We start from the raw sequence: 26,850 nt of genomic DNA on the forward strand, positions 1-26,850 counted from the left end.
GCCCCGGACCGGAGTCCGGGGCGCAGCCGTGCAGGCGGTGCGGATCAGAGCTCGGCGAGGTCCAGTCCGGCCTGCGCGGCCGCGGCCAGGACGGTCTGCTCCAGCAGGACGGCGATGGTCATCGGGCCGACACCGCCCGGCACGGGGGTGATCAGCGAGGCCCGGGCCGCCGCCGACGCGAAGTGGACGTCGCCGACGTTGCCCTCGTTGTAGCCGGCGTCCAGGACCACCGCGCCCGGCTTGATGTCCTCGCCCCGGATGAACTCGGCCTTGCCAACGGCGGCGACCAGCACGTCCGCCTGGCGCACGATCGAGGCGAGGTCCTGGGTGCGGGAGTGGCAGTAGGTGACCGTGGCGTTCTGCTCCAGGAGCAGCATCCCGGCCGGCTTGCCCAGGATCGCGCTGCGGCCGACGACCACGGCGTGCTTGCCGGTGAGGTCCACGTCGTACTCGGCGAGCAGGCGCATGATGCCGCCCGGGGTACAGGAGACGAAGCCGGGCAGGCCGAAGCCCATGGCCGCGAAGGAGTGCATGGTGACCCCGTCCACGTCCTTCCCGGGGGCGATGGCCTCGAAGGCGGCGCGCTCGTCGATGTGGTGCGGGACGGGGTGCTGGAGCAGGATGCCGCTGATCTCCGGGTCCTCGGACAGCGCCGTGATCGCCGCGACCAGCTCCTCGGTGGTGGTCGAGGCCGGCAGCTCCACGTGGCGCGAGGTGATCCCGGCCTTCGCGCAGCGGTTCTGCTTCATACGGACGTAGGTGACGGAGGCGGGGTCCTCGCCGACCAGCACGGTCGCGAGGCAGGGCGCGGTGCCGGTGCGCTGGGTGATCTTCGCCGCGAGGTCGGCGGTCCGCTCCGAGACGCGGCGGGCGAGGGCGGTGCCGTCCATCAGCCGGGCGGTGCCGGCGGCAGGAGCGGCGGGGGCGTTCTGGGCAGTCGTCACGGGGTCTCCTGAACGTCGCTGCGGTGCGCGGATCGAGGTTCGCCCAGGCGCGCGGCAGTCGACGCAGCGGGAGGTGCTCGGCTGCGCCGGGCCGCTCCCCGGTGGTGATCCACCCGAACGCCAGTCACGGCCCGGCGACCACTGTAGTCGACCAAAGCGGTGGCCGCCCGGCGCCCGACCTGCGACGATCAATGCATGACGCGTACTTTCGACCACCTTGTCGCCGAGGCCGAATCCGTGTCCGTGGACGGCTGGGACTTCTCCTGGCTCGACGGGCGGGCCACCGAGCAGCGTCCTTCCTGGGGGTACCAGCGCCTGATGGCCGAGCGCCTGGCCCGGGTCCGGTCCGCCCTGGACATCCAGACCGGCGGCGGTGAGGTCCTCGCCGGGGCCGGGTCCCTGCCGCCCCTGACGGTGGCCACGGAGTCCTGGCCGCCCAATGTCCAGCGGGCGACCCGGCTGCTGCACCCGCTGGGCGCGGTGGTGGTCGCGGACGCCGACGAGCCGCCGCTGCCCTTCGGCGACGAGGCCTTCGAGCTGGTGACCAGCCGGCACCCGGTGACCATCTGGTGGGACGAGATCGCCCGGGTGCTGACCCCCGGCGGAACGTATCTCTCGCAGCAGGTCGGCCCGGCGAGCGTCTTCGAACTCGTCGAATTTTTTCTCGGACCCCAGCCCGAGGACGTCCGGCGCGCCCGGCATCCCGACGACGCGGTCGCCGACGCCACGAAGGCGGGTCTGGAAGTCCTCGACCTGCGCTCGGAGCGGCTGCGCACCGAGTTCCACGACATCGGAGCCGTGATCTACTTCCTGCGGAAGGTGATCTGGATGGTGCCCGGCTTCACGGTCGGGCAGTACCGGGACCGCCTGCGCGAGCTGCACGAACGGATCGAGCGCGACGGCCCGTTCGTCGCGCACACCGCCCGCTTCCTGATCGAGGCCCGCAAAACGGACTGATGCGGAGGGCGGACGGATCCGCGCCGGATCCGGTTGCCCGGCCGTAGCGTGGCGCAGGTCACTCAATTCAGCGCGTAACGAATCGACTCGGGCATGCGATGAACCGACAGGTGTCCTCGCGCGGCCCGGAATACAGACCCCCCTCGGGTCTGTTTCCCGAGTTCGCGCGATGATGTCCCGCCCACCCCATATCTGTTCGCAACGAGAGGCTCCTTGTGTCGCTCAGCCCGTCCCGTACGTTCCCTCCGGAGATCGCCGAATCGGAGGCCCTCGTCGCGCTCGTCGAGCGCGGCCGCGAGCAGGGTCACATCAACGGTGACGACGTGCGCCAGGCCTTCGAGGCCGGCCGCATCCCGGTGGACCAGTGGAAGCGGGTCCTGCGCAGCCTGAACCAGGTCCTCGACGAGGAGGGTGTCGCCCTTCACGTCAGCGCGGCCCCCGCCACCAAGGCTGCCGCGAAGAAGCCCCGCAAGGCTGCCGCCCCGGCCCGCACCGTGGCCAAGAAGGCCACCGCCGCGCCCCGGCCCATCGGTGCGCGCAAGACCGCGGCCCCCGCCGCGGCCACCACAGTCACGGCCACGGCAATATCCGCTCCGTCGGCCGCCGCGGCTGCGGAGGCGGCGGTTCCGGCCGAGGCAGCCGCCGAGCCGAAGAAGCGCACGGTCAAGAAGACCGCCGCCAAGAAGACCGCCGTGAAGAAGACCGCGGCGAAGAAGACCAGCGCCAAGGACGCGGACGAGGCCGAGAGCCCGGCCGTCGAGGGCGAGGACTGGGCAGCGGAGGACCTCGTCGACGAAGCCGAGGAGGAGGCGCCCAAGACCGGCGCCCAGGGCTTCGTGCTGTCCGACGACGACGAGGACGACGCCCCGGCACAGACGGTCATGGTGGCCGGCGCGACCGCGGACCCGGTCAAGGACTACCTCAAGCTGATCGGCAAGGTGCCGCTCCTCAACGCCGAGCAGGAGGTCGAGCTCGCCAAGCGCATCGAGGCCGGTCTCTTCTCCGAGTACAAGCTCGAAGAGGAGGAGGACCACAAGCCCGCCTTCAAGCGCGAGCTGGAGATCCTCGTCGAGGACGGCCGCCGTGCCAAGAACCACCTGCTGGAGGCCAACCTCCGTCTCGTGGTCTCGCTGGCCAAGCGCTACACCGGCCGCGGCATGCTCTTCCTGGACCTGATCCAGGAGGGCAACGTCGGTCTGATCCGCGCCGTGGAGAAGTTCGACTACACCAAGGGCTTCAAGTTCTCCACGTACGCGACCTGGTGGATCCGGCAGGCGATCACGCGTGCCATGGCCGACCAGTCGCGCACGATCCGCATCCCCGTCCACATGGTCGAGATCATCAACAAGCTCGCTCGCGTGCAGCGCCAGATGCTCCAGGACCTGGGCCGCGAGCCCACCCCGGAGGAGCTGGGCAAGGAACTCGACATGACCCCCGAGAAGGTCATCGAGGTCCAGAAGTACGGCCGCGAGCCGATCTCCCTGCACACCCCGCTGGGTGAGGAGGGCGACAGCGAGTTCGGTGACCTCATCGAGGACTCCGAGGCGGTCGTGCCCGCGGACGCGGTCTCCTTCACCTTCCTCCAGGAGCAGCTCCAGTCGATCCTGGGCACGCTCTCGGAGCGCGAGGCGGGCGTGGTCTCCATGCGCTACGGCCTCAACGACGGCCAGCCGAAGACCCTCGACGAGATCGGCCGCGTGTACGGGGTCACCCGCGAGCGGATCCGCCAGATCGAGTCGAAGACCATGTCGAAGCTGCGCCACCCGTCGCGCTCCCAGGTGCTGCGCGACTACCTCGACTGAGTCGATCTCCACGCAGCACGCCCCCGACCTGCGCATCCGCGGGCCGGGGGCGTGACCGCACCGGCTCGGGCGCACCGCGTCCCGGTTCCCCGGGGGTGACGGCAGGCTGCACGAGCGGGGACGTCCTGCGCCGGTGGGGCGGTGTGGGGTGCGGCCCGTGTGATCGCACCCCACACCGCCCGGCATCCGGTTCTCCCGCGGGCGGGGCTCAGGCCTCGATGAGGTGCTTGAGCTTCTCCTCGTTCAGCGGCATCTCCTTGCGAGCGTGCGGTTTCACGACGAGCGGTACGAGCACCCTGCCGATGCCGTGGCCCTCGAAGTCCAGGCTCAGGGTGAGGCGGGAGCGGGTTCCGTCGCCCAGGGGCTCGACGGTGCCCCGGACATCGCCGCGGACCGGGCCGTCGATGCCGTGCAGGTGCCAGCTCCTGGGCGGGTCGTACTCGGTGAGCTCCATGGTCATCGGGAACTCACGCCGGCCGATCCGCCGCCGCACGGAGATGATCGCTCCCACGGCCGGGTGCTCGGTGCCCCGGGCGGACACCGCGCTCTTCTGCCACTCCGGCAGGTGGGAGGCGTCCGACGCGTAGGCGAAGACCTCCTCGGGACTGCGGTCGATGTCGATGCTTTCTCTGATCGCGGACATGGCGACCCCTTCATGCCCCCTGAAGGCGCTGTCCCTCCACGCTACCGCGCAGGTCAGGTGGCTGTCCGCTGCCTGCGGGCGGCCATGGCGGCATGGACCGCGACGCCCGCGAAGAGGAAGAGCACGCCCTGGTAGACAGCGGCGTACCCGGAGCCGGCCACCAGCCACAGGGAAAAGCCGAAGGCCAGGACCGCGAGGGCGGCGTCGCGGACCAGGCGCCCCCGCCGGACGCGCTCGCCCTGCCCGGAGAGCAGGAAGTAGATCTGCGCGGCGGTGGAGAGCAGGTAGGGGACGGTGGCGGTGAAGGTGGTGACGAGGACCAGGATCTCGAAGACGCCGTCGGAACCGGCCGTGTAGTTGTAGACGGTCAGGGCAGAGGCCAGGGAGGTCGTGACGACGACACCGACCACCGGGACGCCCCGCCGCTTCTTCTCGAAGGCCCGCGGGAAGAGCCCGTCCTTGGCGGCGGCGTACGGGGTCTGGGCGCTGAGGAGGGTCCAGCCGTTGAGGGCGCCACCCATCGAGACGACGGCGGCGCAGGCGACGAGGGTGCCGCCCCAGGTGCCGCCGAACATGGCGTTGACGGCGTCGGTGAACGGGGCCTCGGAGGAGACCAGCCGCTCGTGGGCGACAAGGCCGAAGACGGAGAGGGTGCCGAGCAGGTAGACGACGGCCGCGCCGGTGGTGCCGAGGATCGTGGCCCGACCCACGTTGCGGGCGGGGTCGCGGACCTCGCCGGCGCTGACGGCGGCGGACTCCACGCCGAGGTAGCTGAAGAGGAGGATCGCCGCAGCGGCGGAAAGCGCGCCGGCCGGGCTCTGACCGGTGGCCTGGAACGGGCCGAGGTTGGCGGGGTCGAAGAAGAACAGGCCGCCCACGGCCACCAGCAGCAGCGGGGCGAACTTCAGCACGGTGGCCACCAGTTGGACGGCGCCGACATAGCGGGTGCCGGCCAGGTTGGCGAGCGCGGGAAGCCACTGCATGGCCAGCGCCGCCAGGCACATGGACCACCTGTGCGCGCCGATGGCCGGGAAGAGGACGCTGAGGTAGCCGACGGAGGCCACGGCGAGGGCCGCGTTCGACACCCACGAGGTTATCCAGTAGCTCCAGGCGGCGAGGAAGCCGGCGAAGTCGCCGAAGGCGGCACGGGCGTAGACGTACGGGCCACCGGTCTGCGGGTGCAGGTGGGCGAGGCGGCCGAAGACGAGCGCGAGGGCGATCGCACCGAGGGTGAGCAGCGCGAAGGCGACGAGGCTGATCGTGCCGAAGGGGGCGACCGAGGCGGGGAGGAGGAAGATCCCGCCGCCGATGATGTTGCCCATGACCAGGCAGGTCGCGATGGGGAGGCCGAAGCTCCGGGCGTGGGGGTCGCGGCCCGGCTCGGGGGGTGCGGTGGCCTCTGCGGGCAGGGCTGCGGTGCTGGTCATCGGGGGGTGCGCCTCGGGTCGTCTCACATGGTGGGCGGGTCGACACATGGTCGACCACCGTGCGGGACGTACCAAATCAGCGGGTTTCGTCCCGCACCGGCGCCCCCTCGGAAGGAAGGATTCCGCCGAGGGGGCCTTCCCGCCGGGAATCCTGCGGCGCCTCTCGGGCGGTCCTCCCGCCGACCGGCTCCCCGGCCCCTCCGATCCCTCTGGTCCGCGCCGGAGGGGCGGCCGCGTGGCCGCCCGCCCCGCCGGACACGCCGCTCCCCGCCCGTCGGAACTCCGGGGCGGCCACCGGCACCTGCGGGCCGTCGGCCTCACCGAGCCAGCGCCTCAGGACGCCGTGCACCGCCTCCGCGCCGACCAGTTCCTCCCCCGGGTCCGACAGCTCCGCGGGCCACATCAGGAACGGACGCCCCTGCTCGCCGCCCAGGCCGCCGTGCGAGCCGATCTGCTCCTCGAAGGCGTGCACCGCGCCCGTGCCGGGGTCGTACGCCGAGTTCACCATGATGTCGGCCACGTGCGGAAAGGCGTCGGTCCGGCGGACGGCCGCCGCCGCCCCCGGACCGAAGGCCGCCAGCAACTTCTCGGCCTCGCCGGGCACGTCCAGCCGGGCCTCGGCCCCGCCCGGCCCCAGCACCACCCCGTCCACCAGCAGGAAACCGACGCCGGGGTGGTTCGCCAGGGTCGCCAGCAGCGCGGGGTGGGTGCTCTCGACACGGGCCCGGGAGGCCCGGCCGGGAATGTCCGGGAAGGAGATCAGGGCCAGGTTGCCGGAGGCCAGCACCACCGGGTCCGTGCCCGGCCCCGGGCGGGCCTCCTCACCCTCCTCCACCGGCCGGTGGAGAGCGGCCAGAACCGCCGCGCGGGCTTCGGCCCCACTGCGGGTGCGGCCGGCCCTGCGGGGGACGGGCAGGCCGCAGCCCGCCCTCACCAGGTCCTTCAGGGTCAGCCCGTAGCGCGACAGGAAGGTCTCCCCGGGGCTCTGGCCGTGATCGGAGAGCAGCACGATCCGGTACGGGCGCGGCGCGTGCTCGGCGACCCGGGCGATCAGCGCAAGGCTGCGGTCGAGGCGCTCCAGCACCTGGTCGGTGTCGCGTCCGCGCGGGCCCGAGTGGTGGGCGACCTCGTCGTAGGCGACGAGGTCGGCGTAGACCACGGCGCGCCCGGCGAGCATGTCGCCGATCACCGCCGAGACGACCACGTCCCGTTCGACCACGGTCGCGAAGGCCCGGATCAGCGGGTAGAGCCCGCCGCGCGAGACCCGGGGCCGGTCCCCGCGGATCCGGGCCCGCCGGGACTGGACGATCTCGCGGGCCGCGTCGGCGAAGAAGGACAGGGCCGTGCGGACGGCATTGGCCGGATCGGAGAAGTACGCGAAGTAGCCGGCGCGGGACCGGTTGGCCCGGCCCCGCCTCGCCGAGACCGAGAGCACGAGCGCCAGCTGGTCGGCACCGCCGCTGAAGAGGTTGCCGCGGCTGGCCCCGTCGAGCGTGAGCAGTCCCCCGTCGCCGGTGCGCTCGATGGCCCGCCGCTGCAGTTCCGCGGCGCTGGCGGGCCGGTTGCAGACCATCACCTCGCCGGTGTCCTTCTCGTACCAGCGGAAGGCCGGCACGTCGAAGGTGGAGCCGTGCAGGATGCCGAGCTGGCTGGCGCCGGTCTGGCTCGACCAATCCGTGCGCCAGGACGTGACGCGGTGGCCGCTTTCGAGCCAGCCGGCGACGGTGGGCATGAGCGCGCTGCCGCACGCCTGGCGCAGCACCTCGTACCCGACCCCGTCGAGCTGGAGGACCAGCAGACCCGGCACCGCCGCCCCCGTCCGGGTGGCGGACCCGCGGCCCTGCCGGCGGCGGCGCCGGTCGGCGAGCCGGTAGAGCCGGCGCCGGTACGCCTCGTCGTCGCGCACTGCCAGCGCCGTGGAGGTCGCGGAGGCCACCGCGGACATCACGGCGGCCACGACGACCGCGGTCTCGGGGGCGGCTTCGCCCCGCCCGTCGGGGATCAGTCTGAGCGCCAGCAGCAGGAGCGAGCCGTTCAGGAAGAACACGAGGACCCCGAGCACGAGGGCGGGCACCAGTAGCAGGGCCCGCACCAGCACGGGCCAGACCAGTGCGCTCAGCAGGCCGAAGGCGCCGGCGCCCCAGGCCGCGGTGAGGCCGATCTGCGTGATGCTGTCGCCGTCGTCGGACTGCAGGCGGAAGTCCGGGAGGATCCCGGCCAGGGCGAGCATCGTGAGGGTGGACACCGCCCAGACGAGGATCACCCGCACCAGGGCGTTGCCCGTGTTCCGCCACCGCCGTCGCCGCACGTGCCACCCCCGGGGTCGTCTCCCGCCTCCAGGCTCGCACAACGGCTGCCGGCCGGCCGGACGACGGGAAAGCGGACGGGGCACGGCAGTACCCGGCGGACGGCCGGGGGAGGCCGTTGCGGCCGAGCCGGGCGGGGCGAAGTCGGACGGACAGCGGTCAGGTGCCGTCGTAGCCGGCGGTCGGCATGGACAGCCGCCGGTGCACCTCGGCCTTCATCGCGGCGGTGTACCGCGGCTCCTCGTCCCCGGCGGTCTCCAGACGCACGCCGCGCCGCTCGCACTCTGCGGTGAACTCCTCGACGCAGCTCAGCGCGCGGGCCAGGACCCGGTGATTGGCGGCGACGAACAGATCGACCCGCCCGGCGGATATCTCGGACCAGAAGCCGCAGTGGTCCGCGCGCATCCCGTAGACGAGCAGTTGCTGGGTCACGAGGTAACCCCGGTCGGCCGCCCAGCGTGCGCACACGGCGTGCTGGCCCCGGGTGTCCACGGCGAACGGGTCGGCGTCCAGGTCTTCGAGCGGGGCCAGGCTGGCGATCGCGGCCACGCGCAACTCTTCCATGCCGCCGGACCCTACTCCGATCCGCCGCCCGGGAGGAGGGGCTGCCGGATTCCGATTCGGGTGCGGTGGCGGAGCGGCCGGCCCGGCATGATGGGAAGGACACCCCGAGGCCGGCGGGACGGCGAGGGAGGGAGGGCCTGGTGCCGGTGGAGATCACCTGGTGGGGCCATGCGACGTGCACCGTCGAGGATTCCGGGGTGCGGCTGCTGACGGACCCGTTGTTCACCCGGCGGCTCGCGCACCTGCGACGGCGCCGCGGAGCACTCCCGCCGCCCGAGGCGGCGGTGGCGGACGTGGTACTGGTGTCGCACCTGCACGCGGACCATCTGCACCTGCCGTCGCTGGGGCTGCTCGCGCCCGGCACCAGGATCCTCGTGCCGCGGGGTGCGCGGCGGGCGGTCCCGCGGCTGGCCCGGCTCGCCGGGCTGCGCGGGCTGACGGTGACGGAGACGGCGCCGGGCGACGAGGTCCGCGTCGGGGAGGGCGTGCGGGTCCGCGCGGTCAGCGCACGCCACGACGGACGACGGCTGCCGTACGGCCCGCACCTCGCGCCGGCGCTCGGATACGTGGTCCTGGGCGCCGCCCGGACGTACTTCGCCGGGGACACCGGGCTGTTCGACACCATGGCCGAGGAGGTGGGGCCGGTGGACCTGGCTCTGCTGCCGGTGGGCGGCTGGGGTCCGTACCTGGGGCCCGGACATCTGGACGCCGTACGAGCCGCTCACGCGCTGGCGCAGCTGGCCCCGGCGGCGGCGGTGCCGGTCCACTACGGGACGTACTGGCCGGTCGGGATGGACGCGGTCCGGCCCCACGAGTTCCACGCGCCGGGCCAGGAGTTCGAGCGGCGTGCCCGGCAGCTGGCGCCGAAGGTGTGCGTGCGGGTGCCGGGGCACGGCGAGCGGGTGCGGCTGCCGTGACCCTTCGCGCGTTCACGGCGGTGGCCGTGGCGGGGGCCGCGGGGGCCGGCCAGGTGCCGCCGGATACCACCCAGCAGGCAGTGGGCTACCCGGCGTTGTTCGTGCTGGTGGCACTGGGTGCGCTGGTGCCGGTGATTCCCACCGGCGCGCTGGTGAGTTCGGCGGCGGTGGTGGCCTTCCACCACCAGGCGCCGTACGGGGTGCTGCTCGTGTTCGGGGTGTCGGCGCTGGCGGCCTTCACCGGGGATCTGGCGCTGTACTGGCTCGGGCAGCGGGGGGTGCGGTCCCGCAACGGGTCGCGGTGGCTGGCCGCGTTGCGCGGCCGCGCCGCACCGGAGCGGCTGGCGCAGGCCCAGACCCGGCTGGACGAGCACGGGGTCACGGTGCTGGTGCTCTCCCGGCTGGTACCGGCGGGCCGGATCCCGGTGATGCTGGCCTGCCTGCTGGCGGAGCTGCCGCTGCGCCGATTCGCCCGCGGCGACGGCCCCGCTTGCCTGGCCTGGGCAGCCACGTACGGCCTGATCGGCATCCTGGGCGGCTCGCTGTTCCCGGAGCCCTGGAAGGGCGTGGCCCTGGCGGTCGGCCTGGCGCTGCTGGTCAGCACGGGCCCGGCGCTCTGGCGCCGGCTGCGGCGCCATCCCTGACGGGCATCGGGGCGCGCGCAGCCCTCAGGCCGGCTCCGGACCGGCGCCGGGCCCGGGGCCGGGGCCGGAATCGGGGTCGGGGCCCGGGTCGGGGTCGGGGCCGGGCAGGGAGCGGGACGCTCCGACCGGGAGGTCCCAGAGGTCCTCGCGGGGCCGGCCCGAGCGGGACCAGGCGGCCCGGGTGCGGTGCAGGGGCTCCATGACCGGTTCGGCGGAGAGCACGAACGCGGCCCAGTGCATGGGGGCCATCCGCCGGGCCCCCAGGTCGATGCAGGCCCGGACGGCCTCCTCCGGGTCGGCGTGGACGTCGCCGAGCCACCAGCGCGGGGCGTACGCGCCGACGGGCAGGAGGGCGAGGTCGATGCCCGGGTGGCGGCGGCCGATCTCGCGGAACCACCGGCCGTAACCGGTGTCTCCCGCGAAGTAGACCTTCCTCGGGACGGGGCTCAGGGTGTCGGTGAGGATCCAGCCGCCCCACAGGGACCGGCAGGTGTCGATCAGGGACCGCTTCGACCAGTGGTGGGCGGGGACGAACTCGAACCGTACGCCGCCCAGTTCGGCCGCCTCCCACCAGTCGAGGTCGGTGACCCGGGTGAAGCCGCGGCGGCGGAACCACCCTGCGAGGCCCGCGGGGACGAAGAGGGCGGTGTCCCGGGGCAGCCGCCTGAGCGTGGGGGCGTCGAGGTGGTCGTAGTGGTTGTGGCTGATCACGACCGCGTCCACCGGGGGCAGATCCTCCCAGCGCACTCCGACGGGCGTCATCCGAGACGGCGTACCGAGGATCCTGCGGGACCAGACCGGGTCGGTCAGCACGGTCAGTCCGCCGGTCCGCACGACCCAGCTGGCATGCCCGGCCCAGGTCACGGACACCGCGCCGGCCTCCGTCACGGGAAGCGGGCCCGGTTCGTACGGAAGATCCGGAATGCCGCGCAGCCCTTCGGGGCCGGGCCGGAAGGCGCCCTCGCGGGCGAGCCGGGCGAAGGCCCGGACTCCAGGGAGTGGGGTGGTGAGCCGGTCGGCGAACGACCGGGGCCAGCGGCGGTGTTCACCGAGCGGGCGCGGAGCGGACGGGAGCGGCGCCCGCGGGGTGCCGGCCGGGCGTGGGGGCCCCGCGGAGGGGGCGGCCGGGGCGGGTGCGGCGGCGTCCGTCCGGTCCCTCATCGAGCAGTCTCCGTTCACCATGGTCCGGGGTCGGCCGGGGCGGGGGGCGGGGTGGGCCGGGGATCGAGGTGGGCTGGGGGTCGGGGTGGGCCGGGGGTCAGGCCAGCTCGGCCAGGACCGATCCGAGGAGGTCCAGGGAGCTCCGGACGTGGGGCAGCGCGAGCGGGTCCCGGGCGGTGAGCACGGCCAGCCGCTCCTCGGGGGTGGCGCCCAGCAGCGGTCCGGTGGACAGTCTGACCCGCAGTGCGCCCAGTTCGTCCGCGAACCGCTGTCCGCCCGGGGTGGGCGCGCCGAGCCGGCCGCCGAGCCAGTCCTCCAGTTCCATGGCGTCGCCGACCCCGTGCCGGGCGAGTCCGGCGCGCAGCGGGGTGAGGTCGCCGTAGAGGTGCCGCCCGGCCTGCGGGGGTCGGGCCAGCGCCCCCGCCGCGCGGAGCTCGCGGTACGCGGCGGCCGCCACCTGGCCGTGCAGGCGGGCGGCCGCGTGCGCGCGTGCGGCGACCGCGTCGGGTTCGTCGAGGGCGTGCGCGGCGGCACCGGCCACGGGTCCGGCGACCATCGCGCCGGTGGCGGTGAGGACGTCGAGGGTGCCGGCGTGCAGCCGGTCCCCGCGCGGGGTGTCGGGGAAGCGGACCACTGCTGCCGGCCAGCCGGCCGGCAGCAGTGCGCCGGACAGGTCGACGAGGACCGCCGCCTGTTCGGGCAGCATCTCGGCAGGGCTCAGGACGAGGTCGTCGTGGGGCCGGTGGACGGTGTCGCGCCAACTCTCGTCGCTGACGACGAACAGCCCGGCGGACGCAGCGGCCTCGCACGCCTCGCGCACCAGCTCGGGCGGCGGTACGGTCGCGGTCGGGTCGTCCGCAACCGACAGCAGCAGCACCCGCGGGTCACCGCCCTCGGCGCGCACCCGCCGTACGGTCTCCAACAGGGCGTAGGGGTCCGGAACGCCGCCGCACTCGGCCGGGGTCGGCACATGGTAAGCGCGCCGCCCGAGCAGCCTGACCTGCGGGGTCCACCAGGCCGGGCAGGGCCGGGGCAGCATCACGTCGCCTCCGTGGGCCCCGAGGAGGGCCAGGAGCAGCGCCGGGGCGCCGGGGCCCGCTGCGACGTTCTGCGGTGAGGCGGCCAGTCCGCGGCGACCCCAGTACCGGCAGGCCGCCTCACGCAGGGACGCACCGCCGCCCGGTGGCTGCGCGGAGCAGCGCCCGGCGGCCGCGCCGAGGACGGAGACGAGCTCGGAGATCACGGGCAGGCCGGGCTGAGGCGCGGGCGGGCCGTAGCGGACCGGCCCGCGGCCCTCCGCCACCGTGCGCTGCATCCCCTCCACCGCTGTCCGCCTTTCGCGTTCGCCGCACCGCTCGCTCTCCGCCGACCCTGACCTTTATACGATTGATTGCCCGCATATGCCTGTTGGCGGATGCCGGACTGCGGATTCAGGCCTCACGCCCGGCCATCGCCAGCAGCCGGGTCTGTGCGTCCGCGCCGGCCGCAATCTCGACCGGCGCGGCGAACATGCCGCTGGCCGCCAGTGCGTCGGCGTACGGCATGAACTCCTTGATCGAGAACTCGACGAGTGTGTCGGGCAGCCGGTCGTCGGCGCCGATGCCGCGGCAGAGGTCCCAGGCGTGCACGACGCAGTCCGCGGTCAGCTGCGAGCAGTACGCCGCCCCGGGCGCGGGCCCGAACGAGAGCTGCACGGTCCGCTCCAGCGCGCCGGAGGCCGCGAAGGCGGCGTGCGCGGCGCCCGAGGCGCGGTCCCAGGCGGCGACCGGGTCGCCACCGAGCACGTCCCCGGAGAAGGCGTCGCCGAGCTCCTCCAGGGTGCGGCCCTCGGTGATCAGCGGCGGGACCCAGAGCTGCTCGCCGGTGACGTGGTTGACCAGGTCCCGGACGGTCCACTCCGTGCACGGGGTGGGCGCGCCCCACTGGTCGCCCTTCACGGCGCGCACCCGCTCACCGAAGAACCGCAGCGCTTCGGCGTGCCGTTCGAGCAGCGTGTCGGACATGGCTCCCACCGCCCTCCGCCGGGGGTGACGTCCCCTGGTGCCACTCTCCTCGCCCTGGTCCGGACCTGCCACCGTCCCGCCGATCCCCCTTGCGCGCCAAGAGGGTCGTCCACATTTCAATACGCCCATCTCGAAGTTCGGTCTGATCGCTTACGGTGGGGCCAGCGCTTCGACGAGGAGGGGTACGGCCATGGACGCCACGAACACCGCCACGAACGCCGCCGCGGACACAGCCGGAGGGACCGCGATGGACGCGGCCGGGGAGACCGCCGGGGAGACCGCCGTCTACACGCACGGCCACCACGAGTCGGTCCTGCGCTCCCACCGCTGGCGCACCGCCGAGAACTCCGCCGCCTACCTGATCGGCGAGCTGCGCCCCGGCATGACGGTGCTGGACGTCGGCTGCGGCCCGGGCACCATCACGGCGGACCTGGCACGGCTGGTCTCTCCCGGCGGCCGAGTCACCGCCGTCGACGCGGCCGCGGACGTCCTGGCCCGGGCCCGGGCCCACGTGGAGGAGCGCGGTCTGGGCGGCGCCGTGCGCTTCGCCGTCGCGGACGTGCACGCGCTGGACCTCCCGGACGACTCCTTCGACGTGGTCCACGCCCATCAGGTCCTCCAGCACGTCGGGGACCCGGTACGGGCGCTGCGCGAGATGCGGCGGGTGTGCCGGCCGGGCGGCATCGTCGCCGCCCGCGACGCCGACTACGCGGCGATGACCTGGTACCCGGCGACGCCGGGGCTGGACGGATGGCTGGACCTGTACCGGCGGGTGGCCCGCGCCAACGGCGGCGAACCGGACGCGGGCCGCCGACTGCGGGCCTGGGCCCGCCGGGCCGGTTTCACGGACGTGGCCTCTTCGGCCACGGCCTGGTGCTTCGCCACCCCGCAGGAGACGGCGTGGTGGTCCGACCTGTGGGCCGAACGGACGACCGCCTCCGGGTACGCGGACGCCGCCGTCCGCGGCGGCCACGCAACGCCCGGCGATCTGGAGGCCGCGGCCGGGGCCTGGCACGCTTGGGCCGCCGACCCGGACGCCTGGTTCACGGTCCTGAACGGCGAGGTCCTGTGCCGGGCCTGACCCGGACGGTCCCTTCGGAGGGCTCCCCCCGAGGATGGCGTGCGCACGTCACAGTTGACGGGCGCCCTCAAGTACACCGGGAGACCACCCCATGACGGGCCGCGGCCGGCGACTGCCTCACGAACGGCGGCGATCTGATCCGACCTCCGGGTGACCGGGTGCGGCGGCGACGACGCCCAGTACCAGGTGGTCCAGGTGGTCCAGGTGTTCCCCGGAACCAAGGACACCGCCCTGTGCGAGGGACTGTCGGACACCGGCTACCACGATGAGCTGGACTTTGCCCGATGGCCGTCGGGCAAAGTCTTCGTCCGCTGCCTCGACGGGATCAAGAGGTAGCCGGCCGCATGCGGAAGTCATAGCGGGCGGGCAGCGGGCAGTCCGTGAGCGCGGACCACACCTCGGACAGGGTTTCCTCGCCCTCCCGCAGGTCGGGGAGTTCGAAGCCGTCCTCGAAGACCCGGCGGGCCGCCCGCACATGCCCCTCCGCCGCCAGCAGCCGGGCCGCCAACAGGCGGAAGCGCCCCTGTTCGCGCAGGGCCGGCCGGACCCGGTCCCAGACCGCACGGGCCTGCGGCAGCCGGCCCGCCGCCAGCAGCGCGGCCATCGCCTCCCGGCCGAGGGCCGACTCCGCGGCCGTCCACGGCTCGCCCCCGCGGTTCTCCGCCGCCAGGTCCTCGAAGGCCGCGGCGAAACCGTCGGCGGCCCGTGCGGCATCGCCCGCCAGCGCGTCCGCCACCGCCAGGCAGCGCAGCAGCGGCCACTGCGACGGGGCGAGCGCCAGCCCGCGCTCCCAGCTCCGTACCGCCTGGGCGGTGTCACCCGCGTGCCACTGGGCCACGCCCAGGTGGTACTCCGTCAGCGGGTCCGCGGGAGCCGTCTCCAGCATGTCCCGCCAGTGCGGGGCGACCAGGCTCGGCCCCGGCGGGACGACCCGGCGCGGCGTGGGCAGGACGCCCGTGCGCCACAGTTCCAGCCACGGCTCCTGCTCCTCGCCCAGCGTGGCCTCCTCGAAGGGCGTACCCGGCAGCCGGTGGCCCGCGCACAGCACCTCCAGCGCTCCCCAGCCCGATCCGACCGCCAGCCGCTCCCCCGGCTCGGTGTCGGCGCAGCCCTGCCACGCCTCGTAGGCCTCGTCCACGCGCTGCCGCGGCAGCACGGCGTCCAAGGCGTCCTGTGCCGCGCCGCGGGCGGCCGTCCAGTCCGCGCCGTGCACCGCCGAGGGATCCGCCGACAGCGGTCCGTACGCCTCCAGCCAGCTGAACTCCGCGCCGCCCTCCAGCCGTACGTGCTCCAGCTGGGTCCGGGCCAGCCCGGCCTGGATCTCCGCGTAGCCTCCCGTGCCCGGCTCGGTCAGCCACTCCTGCCAGCGCCGGCCGCCACCGCCCGCGCCCCACACGAACAGCTTGCGGCCGCGCAGCCGCCCGGTGGAGGCCTGCACCAGGCCCCGCCCGTCCGCGTCCAGGCAGGCGATCCAGGGCCGGGCCCCGTCCTCGACCTCGTAGAAGAAGTCGGCCGGGTACTCGCTGCGCAGCGGGTAGGTCCGGTCCGCGGCCTCCCACTCCGGCACCGGGATGCGACGCAGCGAGCGCTCGTACCCGAAGTGCCAGGCCTCGTCGGCGGGGGCCAGGACGCGACTTCCCGGGTCCTCCGGGACGGCGGTGTTGGACCACCAGTACACCGGTGCGGGCCGCTCGTGCGGGTTGCGCACGCGGACGCCTGCGTACAGGAACCGCGAGTCCCCCGGGAGCCACAGGTCCACTTGGAACGGCAGGTCGCGCAGCCGCTCCCACTCCCACAGCCGGACCATCACGCCGCCGTCGGGAGCGGGGACCAGCGCGGCGTGCAGCGGGGCGCAGGAGAGGGCGGTGTGGCCGGTCGCGCCGGTGTTCCACTCGATGCCGCCGGAGAACCAGGCCCCGTTCAGCGCGAAGTTGGCGGGCTGGAACACCGGGTTGCGGTAGAGCAGTTCGCGGCCGGTGGGCAGCTGGACGAGCGAGTGGACGCGCCCGCCCAGGCCCGGCAGCACGGTCGCGCGCAGGTGCTCGTTCTCGATGACGACGGCCTCGAACTCCCGCTCCGTGCGCACCCGCCCGTACCCGTCGCGGATCCGTACGGGCAGCAGCGAGCGCAGCGGCTCGTACCCGATCTGGCGGGCCATCTCACGCGGCATGCCGTCGCGGGAGCGCGCGTCCAGGACGTGCACGCCGTCGGGCGCCTGCAGGGCGGGCAGTGGGTTGTCGGAGCCCAACGGGGCTGCGGGGAGGGTCAGTACGGCGCGTCGGACGGTGGTGGCCATAAGGAAAGGGAACACGCCACGGCGGCCGGTGCACAGGGGTTCCGCGGATCACCACCGGTCAGGATTACGCAAAGGCCCCCGTCACCAGATCCGCCAGGAGCGTGCCCGCCCGGCCGTCGGGGTCGAGATCCGGGTCGTAGACGGTGACGTTCAGCCCGGCGCACCGCGGTGACCCGACCAGGACGCCCAGCAGCTCCGCGACCTCATCGGGCAGCAAGCCGCCGGGGGCGGGGCTGTCCACGGCGGGCATCGCCTCCGGGTCGAGCACGTCGGCGTCCAGGTGCACCCAGAACCCGTCGGTCACCGGCGGGATCAGGCCGTCCAGCGCGGACCGGGCGACGGTCGCGGCGCCCCGGCGGCGGATCTCGCCGACGGTGGCCGCGAAGATCCCGGCCTCCGCCAGCTCGGGCAGGTCCGCGTCCCCGTCGCGGATCCCGAACAGCCGGACGTCCTCGTCCCGCAGGTACGGCGCGAGCCCCTCCAGGTCGCTGAGCGAGGGCTGGCCGCGACCGGTGGCCAGGGCCAGTTCCTCGCCGGCCGCGGCGCCGACGGGTCCGTTGACGGCGGTGTTGCCCGGGTGGCGGAAGTCGGCCGAAGCGTCGACGGCGGCCAGGCCGTAGCGGCCGGTCCGGCGCATGGCGAGCGAGGCACCGAGCTGGATGGAGCAGTCCCCGCCGAGGACGACGGGGAACTCCCCGGCCCGCAGGTGGCGTTCGATCCGGTCGGCGAGGGCGACGGTGTACGCGGCGAGCGCGTCGGCGTTGAAGACGCCGTCGCCCTCCGCCCAGTCGCCGCGGTCGTAGCGGGGCGGGACGACGACACCGCCCTCGCGCGCCCCGAGCCTGCTCAGCAGGGCCTGCTCGCGCAGGGCGCCCGCGAGCTTGTAGACGCCGGGGACAGTCCCGGGCGCGGGCGGCCGCAGTCCCAGGTTGGACGGGGCATCGAGCAGTACGAGGGTGCGCATCCCCTCATCCTGCGCGATGCGGAGCCTCGGCGGCGGGCATCGTCGCGGACCGGGCCCGAACGGCGCGGGCCCGGGCGGCGTCACCGGGTGCGGGGCATCCCTGCGGTGAGGGCCCAGCGTTCGTGGTCGCGCCAGGCGCCGTCGACCCGGAGGAAGTCCGGGGAGAGCCCCTCCAGGCGGAAGCCGGCGCCCCGGACCAGGGCGATCGAAGCGGTGTTGCCGGGCTGGACGTTGGCCTCCAGCCGGTGCAGGCCGAGGCCCTCCCCGGCGGGGGCGAAGGCGTGGTCGAGGACCAGGCCCAGGGCTTCGCGCAGGAGGCCCCGGCCGGCGGCGTGCGCGAAGGCCCCGTAGCCGAGGGCGCCGCACTGGAACGCGCCCCGCACGATGTTGTTGACGTTGACGAATCCGGCCAGGGCGCCGGTGCCGAGCTCGCACACGAGGAACCCGGCCCGGGCGTCGCCCGCCGTCAGCCGGGTCGCGTAGGGCGCGTATTCCTCGATGGTGGCGGGCGGGAAGAGCCAGGGGCGGTGGAGGCCGCGGCTCTCGCGCACACGCGCGGTGAACTCGGGTCCGTCAGAGAGCCGGTAGGGCCGCAGGCCGACCCGACCCCCCTCACGCAGGAACACAGAAACGGTCATCGGCCCAGGGTAGGGGTCCTCCCGTCATCCGCGGCGGGCGCCCGGCGGCCGGGCGGGGACGGCGCGACCGGGCGCGGGCAGGCCGTCGTCGCGGAGGAGACCGGCCGGTCCCGCAGAGGCGGGGAGGCGCAAGCGGCTGCCCGGCGCGGTCCGGTTCACGAGGAGGTCTCCAGCGCGAGCCGCGGGACGTCGGCGCGTTCGATCCCGAAGACCTGTGTGTACAGCGACAGTTCCGCCTCCAGGGCGCGGACCATGGTGTCGGCGCGGCGGAAGCCGTGGCCCTCGCCCTCGAAGGCGAGGTAGGCGTGCGGCACGGGCCGGCCTCGCATCGCGGCCGTCAGCCGCTCCGCCTGCGCCGGCGGGCAGACCGCGTCGTCCAGCCCCTGGAGCAGGACGAAGGGCGCCGTGATCCGGTCGGCGTTGGCCACCGGGGAGCGCTCGCGGTTCAGGACGGCGAGGGTCCCCGGTGGCCCGGCCAAGCCGTCGATGTAGCGGGATTCCAGGTCGTGGGTCTCCTCGGCGAAGCCCAGCAGGTCCAGCACCGGGTAGATGATCGCCGCGCAGGCGTACAGGTCGGTCGTGGCCAGCGAAGCCGCCGCCGTCCAGCCGCCCGCGCTGCCGCCGCGGATCGCGAGGCGCGCCGGGTCGGCGGTGCCCTCCGCCGCCAGCGCCCGGGCCACGGCGGCGCAGTCCTCCACGTCCACCACACCCCACTGCTCGCGCAGCCGTTCCCGGTAGGCGCGGCCGTAGCCGGTGGAGCCGCCGTAGTTCACCTCGACCACGCCGATCCCGCGCGAGGTGAAGTAGGCGATGTGCAGGTCGAGCACGGGCGGCACGTGGTCGGTGGGCCCGCCGTGCGCCCACACCACGTACGGGGGCAGTTCGTCGGCGGGGGCCCGGCAGGCCGGGTGGTGCGGCGGGTAGACGTGCGCGTGGATCTGCCGGTCGTCCGGGCCGAGGAAGGTGCGGCTCTGCGGCTCCGGGTAGTAGGCCGGGTCCACCGGGTCCGGGCCCTGTGCGCCGACGACCCTGGCGTGCCCGCTCGCGGTGTCCAGCTCGACCACCTCGTAGGCGCTGCGCGGGCTGGCGGCCACCCCGTAGACCCGGCTGCCGTGCACGGCGAGCGTCGGCTGCCACGCCGTCCACGGCCCGGCCGCGTCCACCAGGTCGCCGCTCTCCGGGTCCAGGATGCCGAGCACCGAGGAGCCCTGGCCGTGCAGCACGGCGACGAGTCCGTCGGGAAGCGGGGCGATCCAGCGCAACCCGGGCTTCCACAGCGCTCCCCCGAACTCCTCCTCCCGCAGGCACAGGTTGACGGCCCAGCCCGTGTCCGGGTCCACCCGGTACGGGTTCCACCAGCCGCCGCGGTCGCTGACCGCGAGCAGGGTTCCGTCGGCCGTCCAGTCCACCTGGGCGACGGACTCGTCGGGGCCTCCGAGGACCGTGCGGGCCCCGGCCAGTCCGCCGTCCGCGGTGACCTCGGCCAGGTGCAGCTCGGTGCCGTCCCAGGGCATCAGCGGGTGGTCCCACACCAGCCAGGCCGCGTGCCTGCCGTCCGGCGAGAGCCGCGGGCCGGTGGCGAAGCGGTGCCGGTCATCGGTGAGCTCCCGCACGGCCGACCGGTCCCCGGCCGCGGACCCGTCCAGCGGTACGGCGGCCAGGACCCGGCGCACATCCGTCGGCGCCACCCCGGTGAACTCTTCCATGACGCACCAGACCTCGTCCCCGCGCAGCACCGGATCGACCCAGCGCAATCCGCCGCCGGTCGCGGACAGGGGGGTGAGGGGCCTGGGGTCGGGGGCTCCGGGCGCGTCCGGCTCGTAGGCGTACAGCCGCTGGTCGGCGAAGTGGACGAAGACCAGCAGGGGCCCACCCGTCGCACGCTCGACCCCGGCCCAGGGCAGGCCGCCGTACTCGGTGAACCGGCTGCGCACGTTCCACGGCGCGGGCAGCTCGCTGACCTCGGTCCCGGCCCCGGCAGGGCGGCGGCGCACCAAGGTGCGGCGGCCCGCCTCCCGCGGCCGGGGCTCGGTCCACCACACCTCGGGGCCGACCGTGCCGATGTACTCGGGCCGTCCGTCGAGCGAGGCCGCGAGGCCCGCGTCGAGGGGCGAGGGCCAGCTTCCGTACGGGCAGGTGCGCGTGGGGTTCATCACCGGGCCCCGCTCACAGGGTGCGCAGCGCGCGGTCGAGGACACGGACGCCGAAGTGGAGGGCATCGACGGGGACCCGCTCGTCCACGCCGTGGAAGAGGGACCAGTAGTCGAAGCCGGGTGGCAGCTTCAGTGGGGAGAAGCCGTAGCCGGTGACGCCGAGCCGGGAGAACTGCTTGGCGTCGGTGCCGCCCGCCATGCAGAAGGGCACCACGTGGCCGTCCGGGTCGAAACGCTCGACGGACTCGCGCAGGACGGCGTAGGTCCGCCCGTCCACGGGTGCCTCCAGCGCGACCTCCCGGTGGTGGAACTCCCAGGTGACGTCGGGGCCGGTGAGGGCGTCGAGGGTGGCGATGAACTCGGCCTCGCCGCCGGGCAGCGTGCGCCCGTCGACGAAGGCGGTGGCCCGGCCGGGGATCACGTTCAGTTTGTATCCGGCGCTGAGCATGGTCGGGTTGGCGCTGTTGCGGACGGTCGCCTCGACGAGGGCGGCGGACGGGCCGAGTTTGCCGAGGAGCGAGTCGAGGTCGAGGCCGGGGCGCCGCGGGTCGACCGACAGGCCCTGGAGCGCGGCGAGTTCGGTGATGCAGGCAGTGACGGTGTCGGTGAGCCGGACGGGCCACTCGTACGCGCCGATCCGGGCGACGGCAGCGGCGAGCCGGCTGACGGCGTTGGCCCTGTTGGGCTTGGAGCCGTGGCCGGTGGTGCCGTGTGCGGTCAGCTTCAGCCAGGCGGTGCCGCGTTCACCGGCGGCGATCGGGTAGAGGACGCGGCCGGGGCCGGGGCCGGTGTGGACGGTGAAGGCGCCGGATTCGCTCAGGCCCTCCGTGCAGCCTTCGAAGAGTTCCGGATGGTGGTCGGCGAGGAAGCCGGAGCCGTCGACGGCGCTGTCCTCCTCGTCGGCGGTGTAGGCGATCACGATGTCCCGGCGCGGGCGCACCCCCGCGCGCGCCCAGGCCCGGACGACGGCCAGCACCATCGCGTCCATGTTCTTCATGTCGACGGCGCCGCGGCCCCAGACGACGCCGTCGCGGACCTCTCCGGAGAAGGGGTCCGCGCTCCAGTCGGCGGCCTCGGCGGGGACCACGTCGAGGTGGCCGTGGACGAGGAGCGCGTCGGCGGAGGGGTCGGTGCCCGCGATCCGGGCGACCACGTTGGTGCGGCCCGGGGTGCGCTCCAGCAGCAGCGGCTCCAGCCCGGCGGCGGCGAGCCGTTCGGCCACGTATTCGGCGGCGGGCCGCTCGCGGCAGTCTCCGCCGCCCCGGTTGGAGGTGTCGATCCTGATGAGGTCCGAGGTGAACTCGACCGCTTCGTCCAGAGCCACCGCGTCGACCGCGTCGACCGGGTCGACCGGGTCGACCGCGTCGGCGCCGGCCGCACCGGCCGGGAGGGCGCCGGCTTCGGCCGGGGGCCCGGTGTCGATTGCGCGCATGTCAGCCATACTGCTCCTCCACGGCCGCCGAGACGACCGTCGTGACCGCCTTGAAGGCGCGGATCCCCTCGTACATCGTCTCGCTGCTGTACGCGACCCTGCGCTCCCCGCTGCGCCGCACCCCCGGAACCACCGTGGCGGACATGGCGAGGTGCTCGGCGTCGAACTCCAGCTCCACGGTGTACGGGCCGCCGGGCACGGGCTCGCGCCGGACCGCGAGGGCGGTGGCCTCCTTGGCTGCGGCCCGGATGTCGGCGGCGGTACGGGCCGGGGTCCGGCAGACGGCGGCGTAGCGCGAGACGTGGTCCTTGACCGCTACGGTCACCGCATCCGGGGCGTAGCCGGCTGCGTCCACGCAGGTCAGGTCGTCGCCCGTGACCAGGATGACCGGGACTCCGTACTCGGCGACGACGTGGGCGTTGAGCAGCCCCTCGCTCGCACGGGTCCCGTTGAGCCACACCCCGGTGATGGAGTTGGCCAGGTAGGTGTGGGCGAGGACGCCTTCGGTGCCGGCGCCCGTGTGATAGCCGACGAAGGCGATGCCGTCGACGTCGCCGCGCTGGACGCCCTCGACCATGGAGAGGGACTTGTGGCGGCCGGTGAGCATCTCGGCCCGGGCGTCGAGCCGCTCCAGCAGCAGGTTGCGCATGGTCCAGTGGGCCTCGTTGACGAGCACCCGGTCCGCGCCGCCGTCGTAGAAGCCGAGCACGGCGGCGTTGACGTCGGAGGTGAACATGGAGCGGCAGCGCTCCCACTGGGGCGTGCCGGGCAGGACGTCCGCGGGCCAGGTGACGCCGGTGGCGCCTTCCATGTCGGCGGAGATGAGGATCTTCATCGGGCCCCCGGGCAGTCGGTTGCGCGGTCGCGCGCGACGCGACCGGGACGCGCAGCGCCCAGCCTAAGGGCTGTTGCCCCGTCGGGGGCGGATCAGCGCGCGACGTCCTCGCTTCCGGGGCGCGGCCGGTGCCCGGCCGGGAGGGCCGAGCGGAAAGTCCACCCGAACCGGTGAGTCGGCCCGGCCCTGCCCGGGCCCGTCCGGGCCCGGGCAACGGCCTTGCTCAGGCCTTGCCTTCGACTTCCGCGGCCAGGTTGGCCAGCAGGGCGTCGTAGATGCGGCCGAGGCCCTTGGGCGCGAAGGTGCGCTCGAAGAATCCGCCGATGCCGCCGGCGCCGTTCCACACGGTGGTGACGACGGCCTTGGACTTGCCCTCGCCGGCCGGGGTGACCACCCAGGTGGTGACCATGGAGGAGTTGCGGTCCTTCTCCACGAGCTGCCCGTCGGTGGGCTCGGTGACCTCCAGCAGGCAGTCGCGCACGCGCTTGCTGGTGGCCTGGAGCTTCCAGTGCACCAGGGTGCCCTCGCCGTCGCCGCCCTCACGCACCTCGTACTCGCTGAAGTGCTCGGGCAGCAGCTTGCCCCGGGTCCCGCTGTAGTCCGCCAGCGTGTCGAAGACCGTCTCCGCGTCGGCCCCGATGATGCGCTCCGTGGTGGCCTCGACCTGCGCCATACCTGTTCCTCCAGCAGTTGTGTCCGCTCGTCACGGCGAAGCCAACCACCTCCGGGGCGGTGGCCCAAATCCGGGCCGGCCACCCCACCGCGGGGTGCCACGCCCGCACGATCCCGGGTACACGCGTTCCCCGCTCCCGCCGCGGCGCACCCCGCACCGGGAGAACCCGTCCACCGGCGCCGCGAGCGGCCGCGGGGTGCCGACGGGTCCCGCCGGTCCCCGGCACCGGTTGCTCCCCCACGCGCAGCCGGGGGCCGCCGTCCCCAGCCCGCACCGTGCCCGGCACCGCCTCCGTGACACCCCGGGTACTCCATCTGCGGCCCGGGGCCCGCACCGGGGTCACCGCCCGGCCGGAGGCACACCGCCGGCGCCGCGTGGAGCGCCACGGGCGGACGTACGCGGCGGCCCCCGCGCGCTCACCCGGCACCGGCGGGTGATCAGCCGGCAAGTCCGCGCACCGGCGGCCGGATTCGGCATCGGCCCGGCCCGGCGGGGCCCGGCCGGGAGGAACACCGCCGTCCCCGCACGCCCGGCCGGACCGCCGCCCGGACCGGCCACGCGGCTCGGCCGCCCCTGCCGTCCATCGCGCCCCGAACGGTCATCACATCGGGCCAATCGCCCGCGCAATCCCGCGTTCCGGGCGTGACGTCCGGGACGATTCCGCCCAGAACCCTCGGCTGGGAGGCCCCATGCTCCACCCCTTCACGAAGCGCGCCGCCGTCCTGCTGGCGACCTCCACCGTCGCCGCCGCCCTCGCGAGTCCGGTGACGGCCGCCCCGGCCGCGCCCGCCCCGGCCGCACAGACCGCGCAGGCGGCACTGCGCTGGACCGGCTGCGCGACGCCCCGCTACCCGACGCTCCAGTGCGCGTCCCTCAAGGTGCCCCTCGACCACGACCGGCCCGCCGGCCGGACGATCACGCTCGCGCTGACCCGGGTCCCCCACACCGCCAAGACCTCTCAGGGTCCCCTGCTCGTCAACCCGGGGGGGCCGGGCGGCAGTGGGCGCGCACTCGCCGGGTTCGTCGCCTCCGCCCTCCCCAAGGACGTGGCCGCGCAGTACGACGTGATCGGCTTCGACCCCCGGGGCGTCGGCAAGAGCGAGCCGGTCCTCGACTGCGGATCCGGCCACTTCGCTCCGGTGCGCCCCGATTCCGTACCGCAGGACGCCGCCACCGAGCGGGCCAACCTGGACCGCGTGCGGGCCTTCGCCGCGTCCTGCGGGGCCCGGCACGCGGACGTGCTCCCGCACATCGGGACCGTCTCGGCCGCCCGGGACATCGAGGTGCTGCGCACCGCCCTCGGCGCCGAGCGCGTCAGCTACTTCGGCTACTCCTACGGAACCTACCTGGGCGCGGTGTACGCCAAGCTCCACCCGGACCGGGTGCACCGGCTCGTCCTGGACTCCGTCGTCGACCCCGACGGGGTCTGGTACGAGGACAACCTCTCCCAGGACCTCGCCTTCGACGCCCGCCACAAGGCGTTCCTGGCGTGGATCGCCCGGCACGACGCCACCTACCGGCTGGGCACCGACCCGGCGGTGGTCGAGGCGCGCTGGTACGCGATGCGGCAGGCCCTGCGCGGGACCCCGGCCGGCGGCAAGGTGGGCCCGTCGGAGCTGGAGGACACCTACATGCCGGGCGGCTACTACGACGGCTACTGGCCCAGCCTCGCCGAGGCCTTCGCGGCGTACTGGGTGAGGAAGGACCCCAAGCCCCTGGTGGCGGCGTACGAGCGGTTCGGTGCGGTGGAGCCGTCGGCGGGCAACAGCTACAGCGTCTACACCGCGGTCCAGTGCCGGGACTCGGCCTGGCCCCGGAACTGGAACGCCTGGCGCGCCGACATGTGGCGCACCCACGCCAAGGCGCCGTTCATGACCTGGAACAACGCCTGGTACAACGCGCCCTGTGCGTTCTGGCCGGCCGAGCCGCTCCGGGCCCCGGACGTGGCCAACGCGGACCTGCCGCCCGCCCTGCTCCTGCAGGCGACGGGCGACGCGGCGACCCCCTTCGACGGGGCGGTCAGCATGCGGGAGAAGCTGGCGGGCTCGCACCTGGTGGTCGAGGAGGGCGGCGGCAACCACGGCATCGCGCTGAGCGGGAACACGTGCCTGGACGAGAAGGTGGCGGCCTACCTGAGGACGGGGCAGGCCGCGGACGCCTCCTGCCCGGCGCAGGCGGCCCCGCAGCCGACCACGGCGACCCGGGCCGTACCGTCCGCGGCGGGCGGCGCGGCCCTGCACGGCTTGCTCGGCTTCCGCGGCTGACCGCGGGGCCGGCGGGCGGGCCGCGCGCCGTCGCCCGCCGGCCCCGGGCCGGTCTCAGGCCGGCAGGACCGCGAAGGCCTCCACCTCCACCAGGAGTTCCGGCCGGAACAGGGCCGAGACCTGGACGGCCGAGGACGCGGGCAGCCGGTCGGCGGGGATGACGACTTCGCGCGCCTCCCGTACCGCGGGAAGGTGCGCGACGTCGGTGACGAAGTACGTCAGCTTCACGACGTCGTCGAAGGTGGCTCCGGCGGCGGCCAGGCATCGCCGGAGGTTCTCGAAGACCTGACGGGCCTGCGCGCGGGCGTCACCCTCGCCGACGACCGCGCCCTTCTCGTCGAGGGCGCACTGCCCCGAGACGGCGACGAACCGTCCCGTGCCGAGGACGACGTGGCTGTAGTGGGCACCGGGGCTGACCCCTTCGGGTGCGGATATGCGGGTCAGGCGGCTTCCGTTGTGATCGGTCATGGGCCGATCCTGTCAGCCCTCGAGGGCGCGCAGCGCGGTGGTCGCGGCCACCGCCAGGCGGGGGTGGGACTGGGCTCGGGTGAGGAGTTCGCGCGCGCGGGGGTCGCCGAGGGCGCCCAAGCCCTCGACACAGGCCAGGGCCACCCGCCAGTAGGGGTCGTTCGGGGACAGCAGCCGCGCCAGCGTGGTGAGCAGGGCCGGTACGGACTCGGGGGCGCGCAGGGCGGTGAGCAGCCGGACGGGCTGGAGGGCGTAGGCCGTGCGCAGGCCGTTGGTGGCGAGGGCCGCGGCGGCGCGGGCGGTGCGCGGGTCGCCGAGGACGGCCAGCGCCTCCGCCGCGGCCGCGCAGCGGGGCGGGTCCCGGTGGTTGAGGAGCAGCACCAGGGATTCGAAGGCCCGCCGGTCCCCGGCGAGGCCGAGCCGGTACGCGGCCAGCTCGCGGGCCCACAGGGGCAGCCCGGCCGAGGTCAGTGCGTCCGCGAGCGCATCGGGGCCGGCCGCGCGCAGCGCCTCGTACTCGGGGGACCCGCCCGCTTCCGCCCGCAGGCGCTCCAGCACGTCGTTCACCCGGCTCACCCTAGGGCGGCGGGGCGGTCGGCACACCGGGTTCGTCGAGATGTTCAAGGGCGGTTGATCGATGATCGATGATCGGTACATTTCGGCGGTACAGGTCACATG

Annotated in this window: 24 protein-coding genes and 1 riboswitch; of the genes, 7 read left to right on the forward strand and 17 right to left on the reverse strand. The window is 74.5% G+C overall.

The genetic code is table 11. The features are described 5' to 3' along the window. Nucleotides 1-44: 44 nt before the first annotated feature. Nucleotides 45-890, reverse strand: coding sequence for a bifunctional 5,10-methylenetetrahydrofolate dehydrogenase/5,10-methenyltetrahydrofolate cyclohydrolase (locus ACFW2G_RS28145; RefSeq protein ID WP_384446886.1), 846 nt, complete (start codon nt 888-890; stop codon nt 45-47). A gap of 88 nt (nt 891-978) precedes the next feature. After that, nucleotides 979-1,082, reverse strand: a riboswitch (ZMP/ZTP riboswitch). 57 nt (nt 1,083-1,139) lie between these two features. Here ACFW2G_RS28145 and ACFW2G_RS28150 point away from each other — a divergent pair. Continuing rightward, nucleotides 1,140-1,901 carry a class I SAM-dependent methyltransferase gene (locus ACFW2G_RS28150; RefSeq protein ID WP_037915870.1) on the forward strand — a complete coding sequence of 254 codons (762 nt, stop codon included), beginning with the start codon at nt 1,140-1,142 and terminating at the stop codon, nt 1,899-1,901. Between the two features lie 215 nt (nt 1,902-2,116). Continuing rightward, nucleotides 2,117-3,703 carry an RNA polymerase sigma factor gene (locus tag ACFW2G_RS28155; protein WP_037915868.1) on the forward strand — a complete coding sequence of 529 codons (1,587 nt, stop codon included), beginning with the start codon at nt 2,117-2,119 and terminating at the stop codon, nt 3,701-3,703. Between the two features lie 208 nt (nt 3,704-3,911). Here ACFW2G_RS28155 and ACFW2G_RS28160 read toward each other — a convergent pair whose 3' ends face one another. The 4 genes from ACFW2G_RS28160 to ACFW2G_RS28175 all read right to left on the reverse strand — a co-directional run bounded on the left by ACFW2G_RS28160 (nt 3,912) and on the right by ACFW2G_RS28175 (nt 8,643). Further along, nucleotides 3,912-4,346, reverse strand: coding sequence for an SRPBCC family protein (locus ACFW2G_RS28160; protein ID WP_037915865.1), 435 nt, complete (start codon nt 4,344-4,346; stop codon nt 3,912-3,914). A 53-nt stretch (nt 4,347-4,399) separates the two neighbouring features. After that, nucleotides 4,400-5,773 carry an amino acid permease gene (locus ACFW2G_RS28165; RefSeq protein WP_384580903.1) on the reverse strand — a complete coding sequence of 458 codons (1,374 nt, stop codon included), beginning with the start codon at nt 5,771-5,773 and terminating at the stop codon, nt 4,400-4,402. Between the two features lie 76 nt (nt 5,774-5,849). Further along, nucleotides 5,850-8,003 carry an alkaline phosphatase family protein gene (locus ACFW2G_RS28170; RefSeq protein ID WP_384580926.1) on the reverse strand — a complete coding sequence of 718 codons (2,154 nt, stop codon included), beginning with the start codon at nt 8,001-8,003 and terminating at the stop codon, nt 5,850-5,852. A 235-nt stretch (nt 8,004-8,238) separates the two neighbouring features. Continuing rightward, the gene (locus ACFW2G_RS28175; protein ID WP_037915860.1) at nt 8,239-8,643 is read right to left on the reverse strand and encodes a hypothetical protein; all 405 of its coding nucleotides are present in this window, start codon (nt 8,641-8,643) and stop codon (nt 8,239-8,241) included. Nucleotides 8,644-8,783: 140 nt separating this feature from the next. On the opposite strand from ACFW2G_RS28175, the gene ACFW2G_RS28180 reads away from it, so the two are divergent. Together ACFW2G_RS28180 and ACFW2G_RS28185 are read left to right on the forward strand one after the other, a co-directional pair. After that, nucleotides 8,784-9,560, forward strand: a complete 777-nt coding sequence (locus tag ACFW2G_RS28180) for an MBL fold metallo-hydrolase (RefSeq protein ID WP_037915858.1) — start codon at nt 8,784-8,786, stop codon at nt 9,558-9,560. Then, nucleotides 9,557-10,204, forward strand: a complete 648-nt coding sequence (locus tag ACFW2G_RS28185; protein ID WP_384446792.1) for a DedA family protein — start codon at nt 9,557-9,559, stop codon at nt 10,202-10,204. The genes ACFW2G_RS28180 and ACFW2G_RS28185 overlap by 4 nt, the downstream gene beginning before the upstream one ends. Nucleotides 10,205-10,228: 24 nt before the next feature. Here the strand turns inward: ACFW2G_RS28185 and ACFW2G_RS28190 are convergent, their stop codons facing one another. The 3 genes from ACFW2G_RS28190 to ACFW2G_RS28200 form a co-directional block, all read right to left on the reverse strand. Next, the gene (locus tag ACFW2G_RS28190) at nt 10,229-11,365 is read right to left on the reverse strand and encodes an MBL fold metallo-hydrolase (RefSeq protein ID WP_384580905.1); all 1,137 of its coding nucleotides are present in this window, start codon (nt 11,363-11,365) and stop codon (nt 10,229-10,231) included. 97 nt (nt 11,366-11,462) lie between these two features. Beyond that, a complete protein-coding gene (locus tag ACFW2G_RS28195) occupies nt 11,463-12,680 on the reverse strand; it encodes an aminotransferase class I/II-fold pyridoxal phosphate-dependent enzyme (protein WP_384446890.1) in 1,218 nt (405 codons plus the stop codon). Between the two features lie 115 nt (nt 12,681-12,795). Continuing rightward, a complete protein-coding gene (locus ACFW2G_RS28200; RefSeq protein WP_384580907.1) occupies nt 12,796-13,368 on the reverse strand; it encodes a TIGR03086 family metal-binding protein in 573 nt (190 codons plus the stop codon). A gap of 247 nt (nt 13,369-13,615) precedes the next feature. Between ACFW2G_RS28200 and ACFW2G_RS28205 the strand changes: the two genes are divergently transcribed. Further along, nucleotides 13,616-14,449 carry a methyltransferase domain-containing protein gene (locus tag ACFW2G_RS28205; protein ID WP_037917883.1) on the forward strand — a complete coding sequence of 278 codons (834 nt, stop codon included), beginning with the start codon at nt 13,616-13,618 and terminating at the stop codon, nt 14,447-14,449. A gap of 150 nt (nt 14,450-14,599) precedes the next feature. Beyond that, a complete protein-coding gene (locus ACFW2G_RS28210; RefSeq protein ID WP_384446798.1) occupies nt 14,600-14,785 on the forward strand; it encodes a hypothetical protein in 186 nt (61 codons plus the stop codon). Here ACFW2G_RS28210 and ACFW2G_RS28215 read toward each other — a convergent pair. The 7 genes from ACFW2G_RS28215 to ACFW2G_RS28245 all read right to left on the reverse strand — a co-directional run bounded on the left by ACFW2G_RS28215 (nt 14,775) and on the right by ACFW2G_RS28245 (nt 23,440). After that, nucleotides 14,775-16,745: a DUF5107 domain-containing protein gene (locus tag ACFW2G_RS28215; protein ID WP_384446800.1), complete on the reverse strand. Its 1,971-nt coding sequence runs from the start codon at nt 16,743-16,745 to the stop codon at nt 14,775-14,777. The two genes, ACFW2G_RS28210 and ACFW2G_RS28215, sit on opposite strands and share 11 nt — an antisense overlap. A gap of 64 nt (nt 16,746-16,809) precedes the next feature. After that, entirely contained in the window at nt 16,810-17,709 is a 900-nt protein-coding gene (locus ACFW2G_RS28220; protein WP_037915844.1) for an arginase family protein, read from the reverse strand. Between the two features lie 80 nt (nt 17,710-17,789). After that, entirely contained in the window at nt 17,790-18,347 is a 558-nt protein-coding gene (locus tag ACFW2G_RS28225; protein ID WP_384446802.1) for a GNAT family N-acetyltransferase, read from the reverse strand. A 155-nt stretch (nt 18,348-18,502) separates the two neighbouring features. Then, nucleotides 18,503-20,500: a prolyl oligopeptidase family serine peptidase gene (locus tag ACFW2G_RS28230; protein WP_384580909.1), complete on the reverse strand. Its 1,998-nt coding sequence runs from the start codon at nt 20,498-20,500 to the stop codon at nt 18,503-18,505. Between the two features lie 13 nt (nt 20,501-20,513). Next, the gene (locus tag ACFW2G_RS28235) at nt 20,514-21,932 is read right to left on the reverse strand and encodes a M20/M25/M40 family metallo-hydrolase (RefSeq protein WP_384580911.1); all 1,419 of its coding nucleotides are present in this window, start codon (nt 21,930-21,932) and stop codon (nt 20,514-20,516) included. Nucleotide 21,933: 1 nt separating this feature from the next. Beyond that, nucleotides 21,934-22,767 carry a M55 family metallopeptidase gene (locus ACFW2G_RS28240; RefSeq protein WP_037915838.1) on the reverse strand — a complete coding sequence of 278 codons (834 nt, stop codon included), beginning with the start codon at nt 22,765-22,767 and terminating at the stop codon, nt 21,934-21,936. A gap of 223 nt (nt 22,768-22,990) precedes the next feature. Next, nucleotides 22,991-23,440 carry an SRPBCC family protein gene (locus ACFW2G_RS28245; protein WP_037915836.1) on the reverse strand — a complete coding sequence of 150 codons (450 nt, stop codon included), beginning with the start codon at nt 23,438-23,440 and terminating at the stop codon, nt 22,991-22,993. A gap of 689 nt (nt 23,441-24,129) precedes the next feature. On the opposite strand from ACFW2G_RS28245, the gene ACFW2G_RS28250 reads away from it, so the two are divergent. After that, the gene (locus tag ACFW2G_RS28250; protein WP_384580913.1) at nt 24,130-25,704 is read left to right on the forward strand and encodes an alpha/beta hydrolase; all 1,575 of its coding nucleotides are present in this window, start codon (nt 24,130-24,132) and stop codon (nt 25,702-25,704) included. A gap of 54 nt (nt 25,705-25,758) precedes the next feature. Here the strand turns inward: ACFW2G_RS28250 and ACFW2G_RS28255 are convergent, their stop codons facing one another. Together ACFW2G_RS28255 and ACFW2G_RS28260 are read right to left on the reverse strand one after the other, a co-directional pair. Then, a complete protein-coding gene (locus tag ACFW2G_RS28255) occupies nt 25,759-26,172 on the reverse strand; it encodes a RidA family protein (protein WP_384446811.1) in 414 nt (137 codons plus the stop codon). Between the two features lie 12 nt (nt 26,173-26,184). Further along, complete coding sequence (locus ACFW2G_RS28260) at nt 26,185-26,739, reverse strand: adenylosuccinate lyase (RefSeq protein WP_384446813.1); 555 nt, start codon at nt 26,737-26,739, stop codon at nt 26,185-26,187. Nucleotides 26,740-26,850 lie beyond the last annotated feature (111 nt).

The organism is Streptomyces sp. NPDC058880 (assembly GCF_042742535.1).
Taxonomy (GTDB): Bacteria; Actinomycetota; Actinomycetes; order Streptomycetales; family Streptomycetaceae; genus Streptomyces.

What these genes read in the sequence shown, in the direction of transcription:
- ACFW2G_RS28145 (WP_384446886.1), bottom strand. Translation starts at nt 890, where the DNA reads ATGGACGGCACCGCCCTCGCCCGCCGCGTCTCGGAGCGGACCGCCGAC.
- ACFW2G_RS28150 (WP_037915870.1), top strand. Translation starts at nt 1,140, where the DNA reads ATGACGCGTACTTTCGACCACCTTGTCGCCGAGGCCGAATCCGTGTCC.
- ACFW2G_RS28160 (WP_037915865.1), bottom strand. Translation starts at nt 4,346, where the DNA reads ATGTCCGCGATCAGAGAAAGCATCGACATCGACCGCAGTCCCGAGGAG.
- ACFW2G_RS28165 (WP_384580903.1), bottom strand. Translation starts at nt 5,773, where the DNA reads ATGACCAGCACCGCAGCCCTGCCCGCAGAGGCCACCGCACCCCCCGAG.
- ACFW2G_RS28170 (WP_384580926.1), bottom strand. Translation starts at nt 8,003, where the DNA reads ATGCTCGCCCTGGCCGGGATCCTCCCGGACTTCCGCCTGCAGTCCGAC.
- ACFW2G_RS28175 (WP_037915860.1), bottom strand. Translation starts at nt 8,643, where the DNA reads ATGGAAGAGTTGCGCGTGGCCGCGATCGCCAGCCTGGCCCCGCTCGAA.
- ACFW2G_RS28190 (WP_384580905.1), bottom strand. Translation starts at nt 11,365, where the DNA reads ATGAGGGACCGGACGGACGCCGCCGCACCCGCCCCGGCCGCCCCCTCC.
- ACFW2G_RS28195 (WP_384446890.1), bottom strand. Translation starts at nt 12,680, where the DNA reads ATGCAGCGCACGGTGGCGGAGGGCCGCGGGCCGGTCCGCTACGGCCCG.
- ACFW2G_RS28200 (WP_384580907.1), bottom strand. Translation starts at nt 13,368, where the DNA reads ATGTCCGACACGCTGCTCGAACGGCACGCCGAAGCGCTGCGGTTCTTC.
- ACFW2G_RS28205 (WP_037917883.1), top strand. Translation starts at nt 13,616, where the DNA reads ATGGACGCGGCCGGGGAGACCGCCGGGGAGACCGCCGTCTACACGCAC.
- ACFW2G_RS28215 (WP_384446800.1), bottom strand. Translation starts at nt 16,745, where the DNA reads ATGGCCACCACCGTCCGACGCGCCGTACTGACCCTCCCCGCAGCCCCG.
- ACFW2G_RS28220 (WP_037915844.1), bottom strand. Translation starts at nt 17,709, where the DNA reads ATGCGCACCCTCGTACTGCTCGATGCCCCGTCCAACCTGGGACTGCGG.
- ACFW2G_RS28225 (WP_384446802.1), bottom strand. Translation starts at nt 18,347, where the DNA reads ATGACCGTTTCTGTGTTCCTGCGTGAGGGGGGTCGGGTCGGCCTGCGG.
- ACFW2G_RS28230 (WP_384580909.1), bottom strand. Translation starts at nt 20,500, where the DNA reads ATGAACCCCACGCGCACCTGCCCGTACGGAAGCTGGCCCTCGCCCCTC.
- ACFW2G_RS28235 (WP_384580911.1), bottom strand. Translation starts at nt 21,932, where the DNA reads ATGCGCGCAATCGACACCGGGCCCCCGGCCGAAGCCGGCGCCCTCCCG.
- ACFW2G_RS28240 (WP_037915838.1), bottom strand. Translation starts at nt 22,767, where the DNA reads ATGAAGATCCTCATCTCCGCCGACATGGAAGGCGCCACCGGCGTCACC.
- ACFW2G_RS28245 (WP_037915836.1), bottom strand. Translation starts at nt 23,440, where the DNA reads ATGGCGCAGGTCGAGGCCACCACGGAGCGCATCATCGGGGCCGACGCG.
- ACFW2G_RS28250 (WP_384580913.1), top strand. Translation starts at nt 24,130, where the DNA reads ATGCTCCACCCCTTCACGAAGCGCGCCGCCGTCCTGCTGGCGACCTCC.
- ACFW2G_RS28255 (WP_384446811.1), bottom strand. Translation starts at nt 26,172, where the DNA reads ATGACCGATCACAACGGAAGCCGCCTGACCCGCATATCCGCACCCGAA.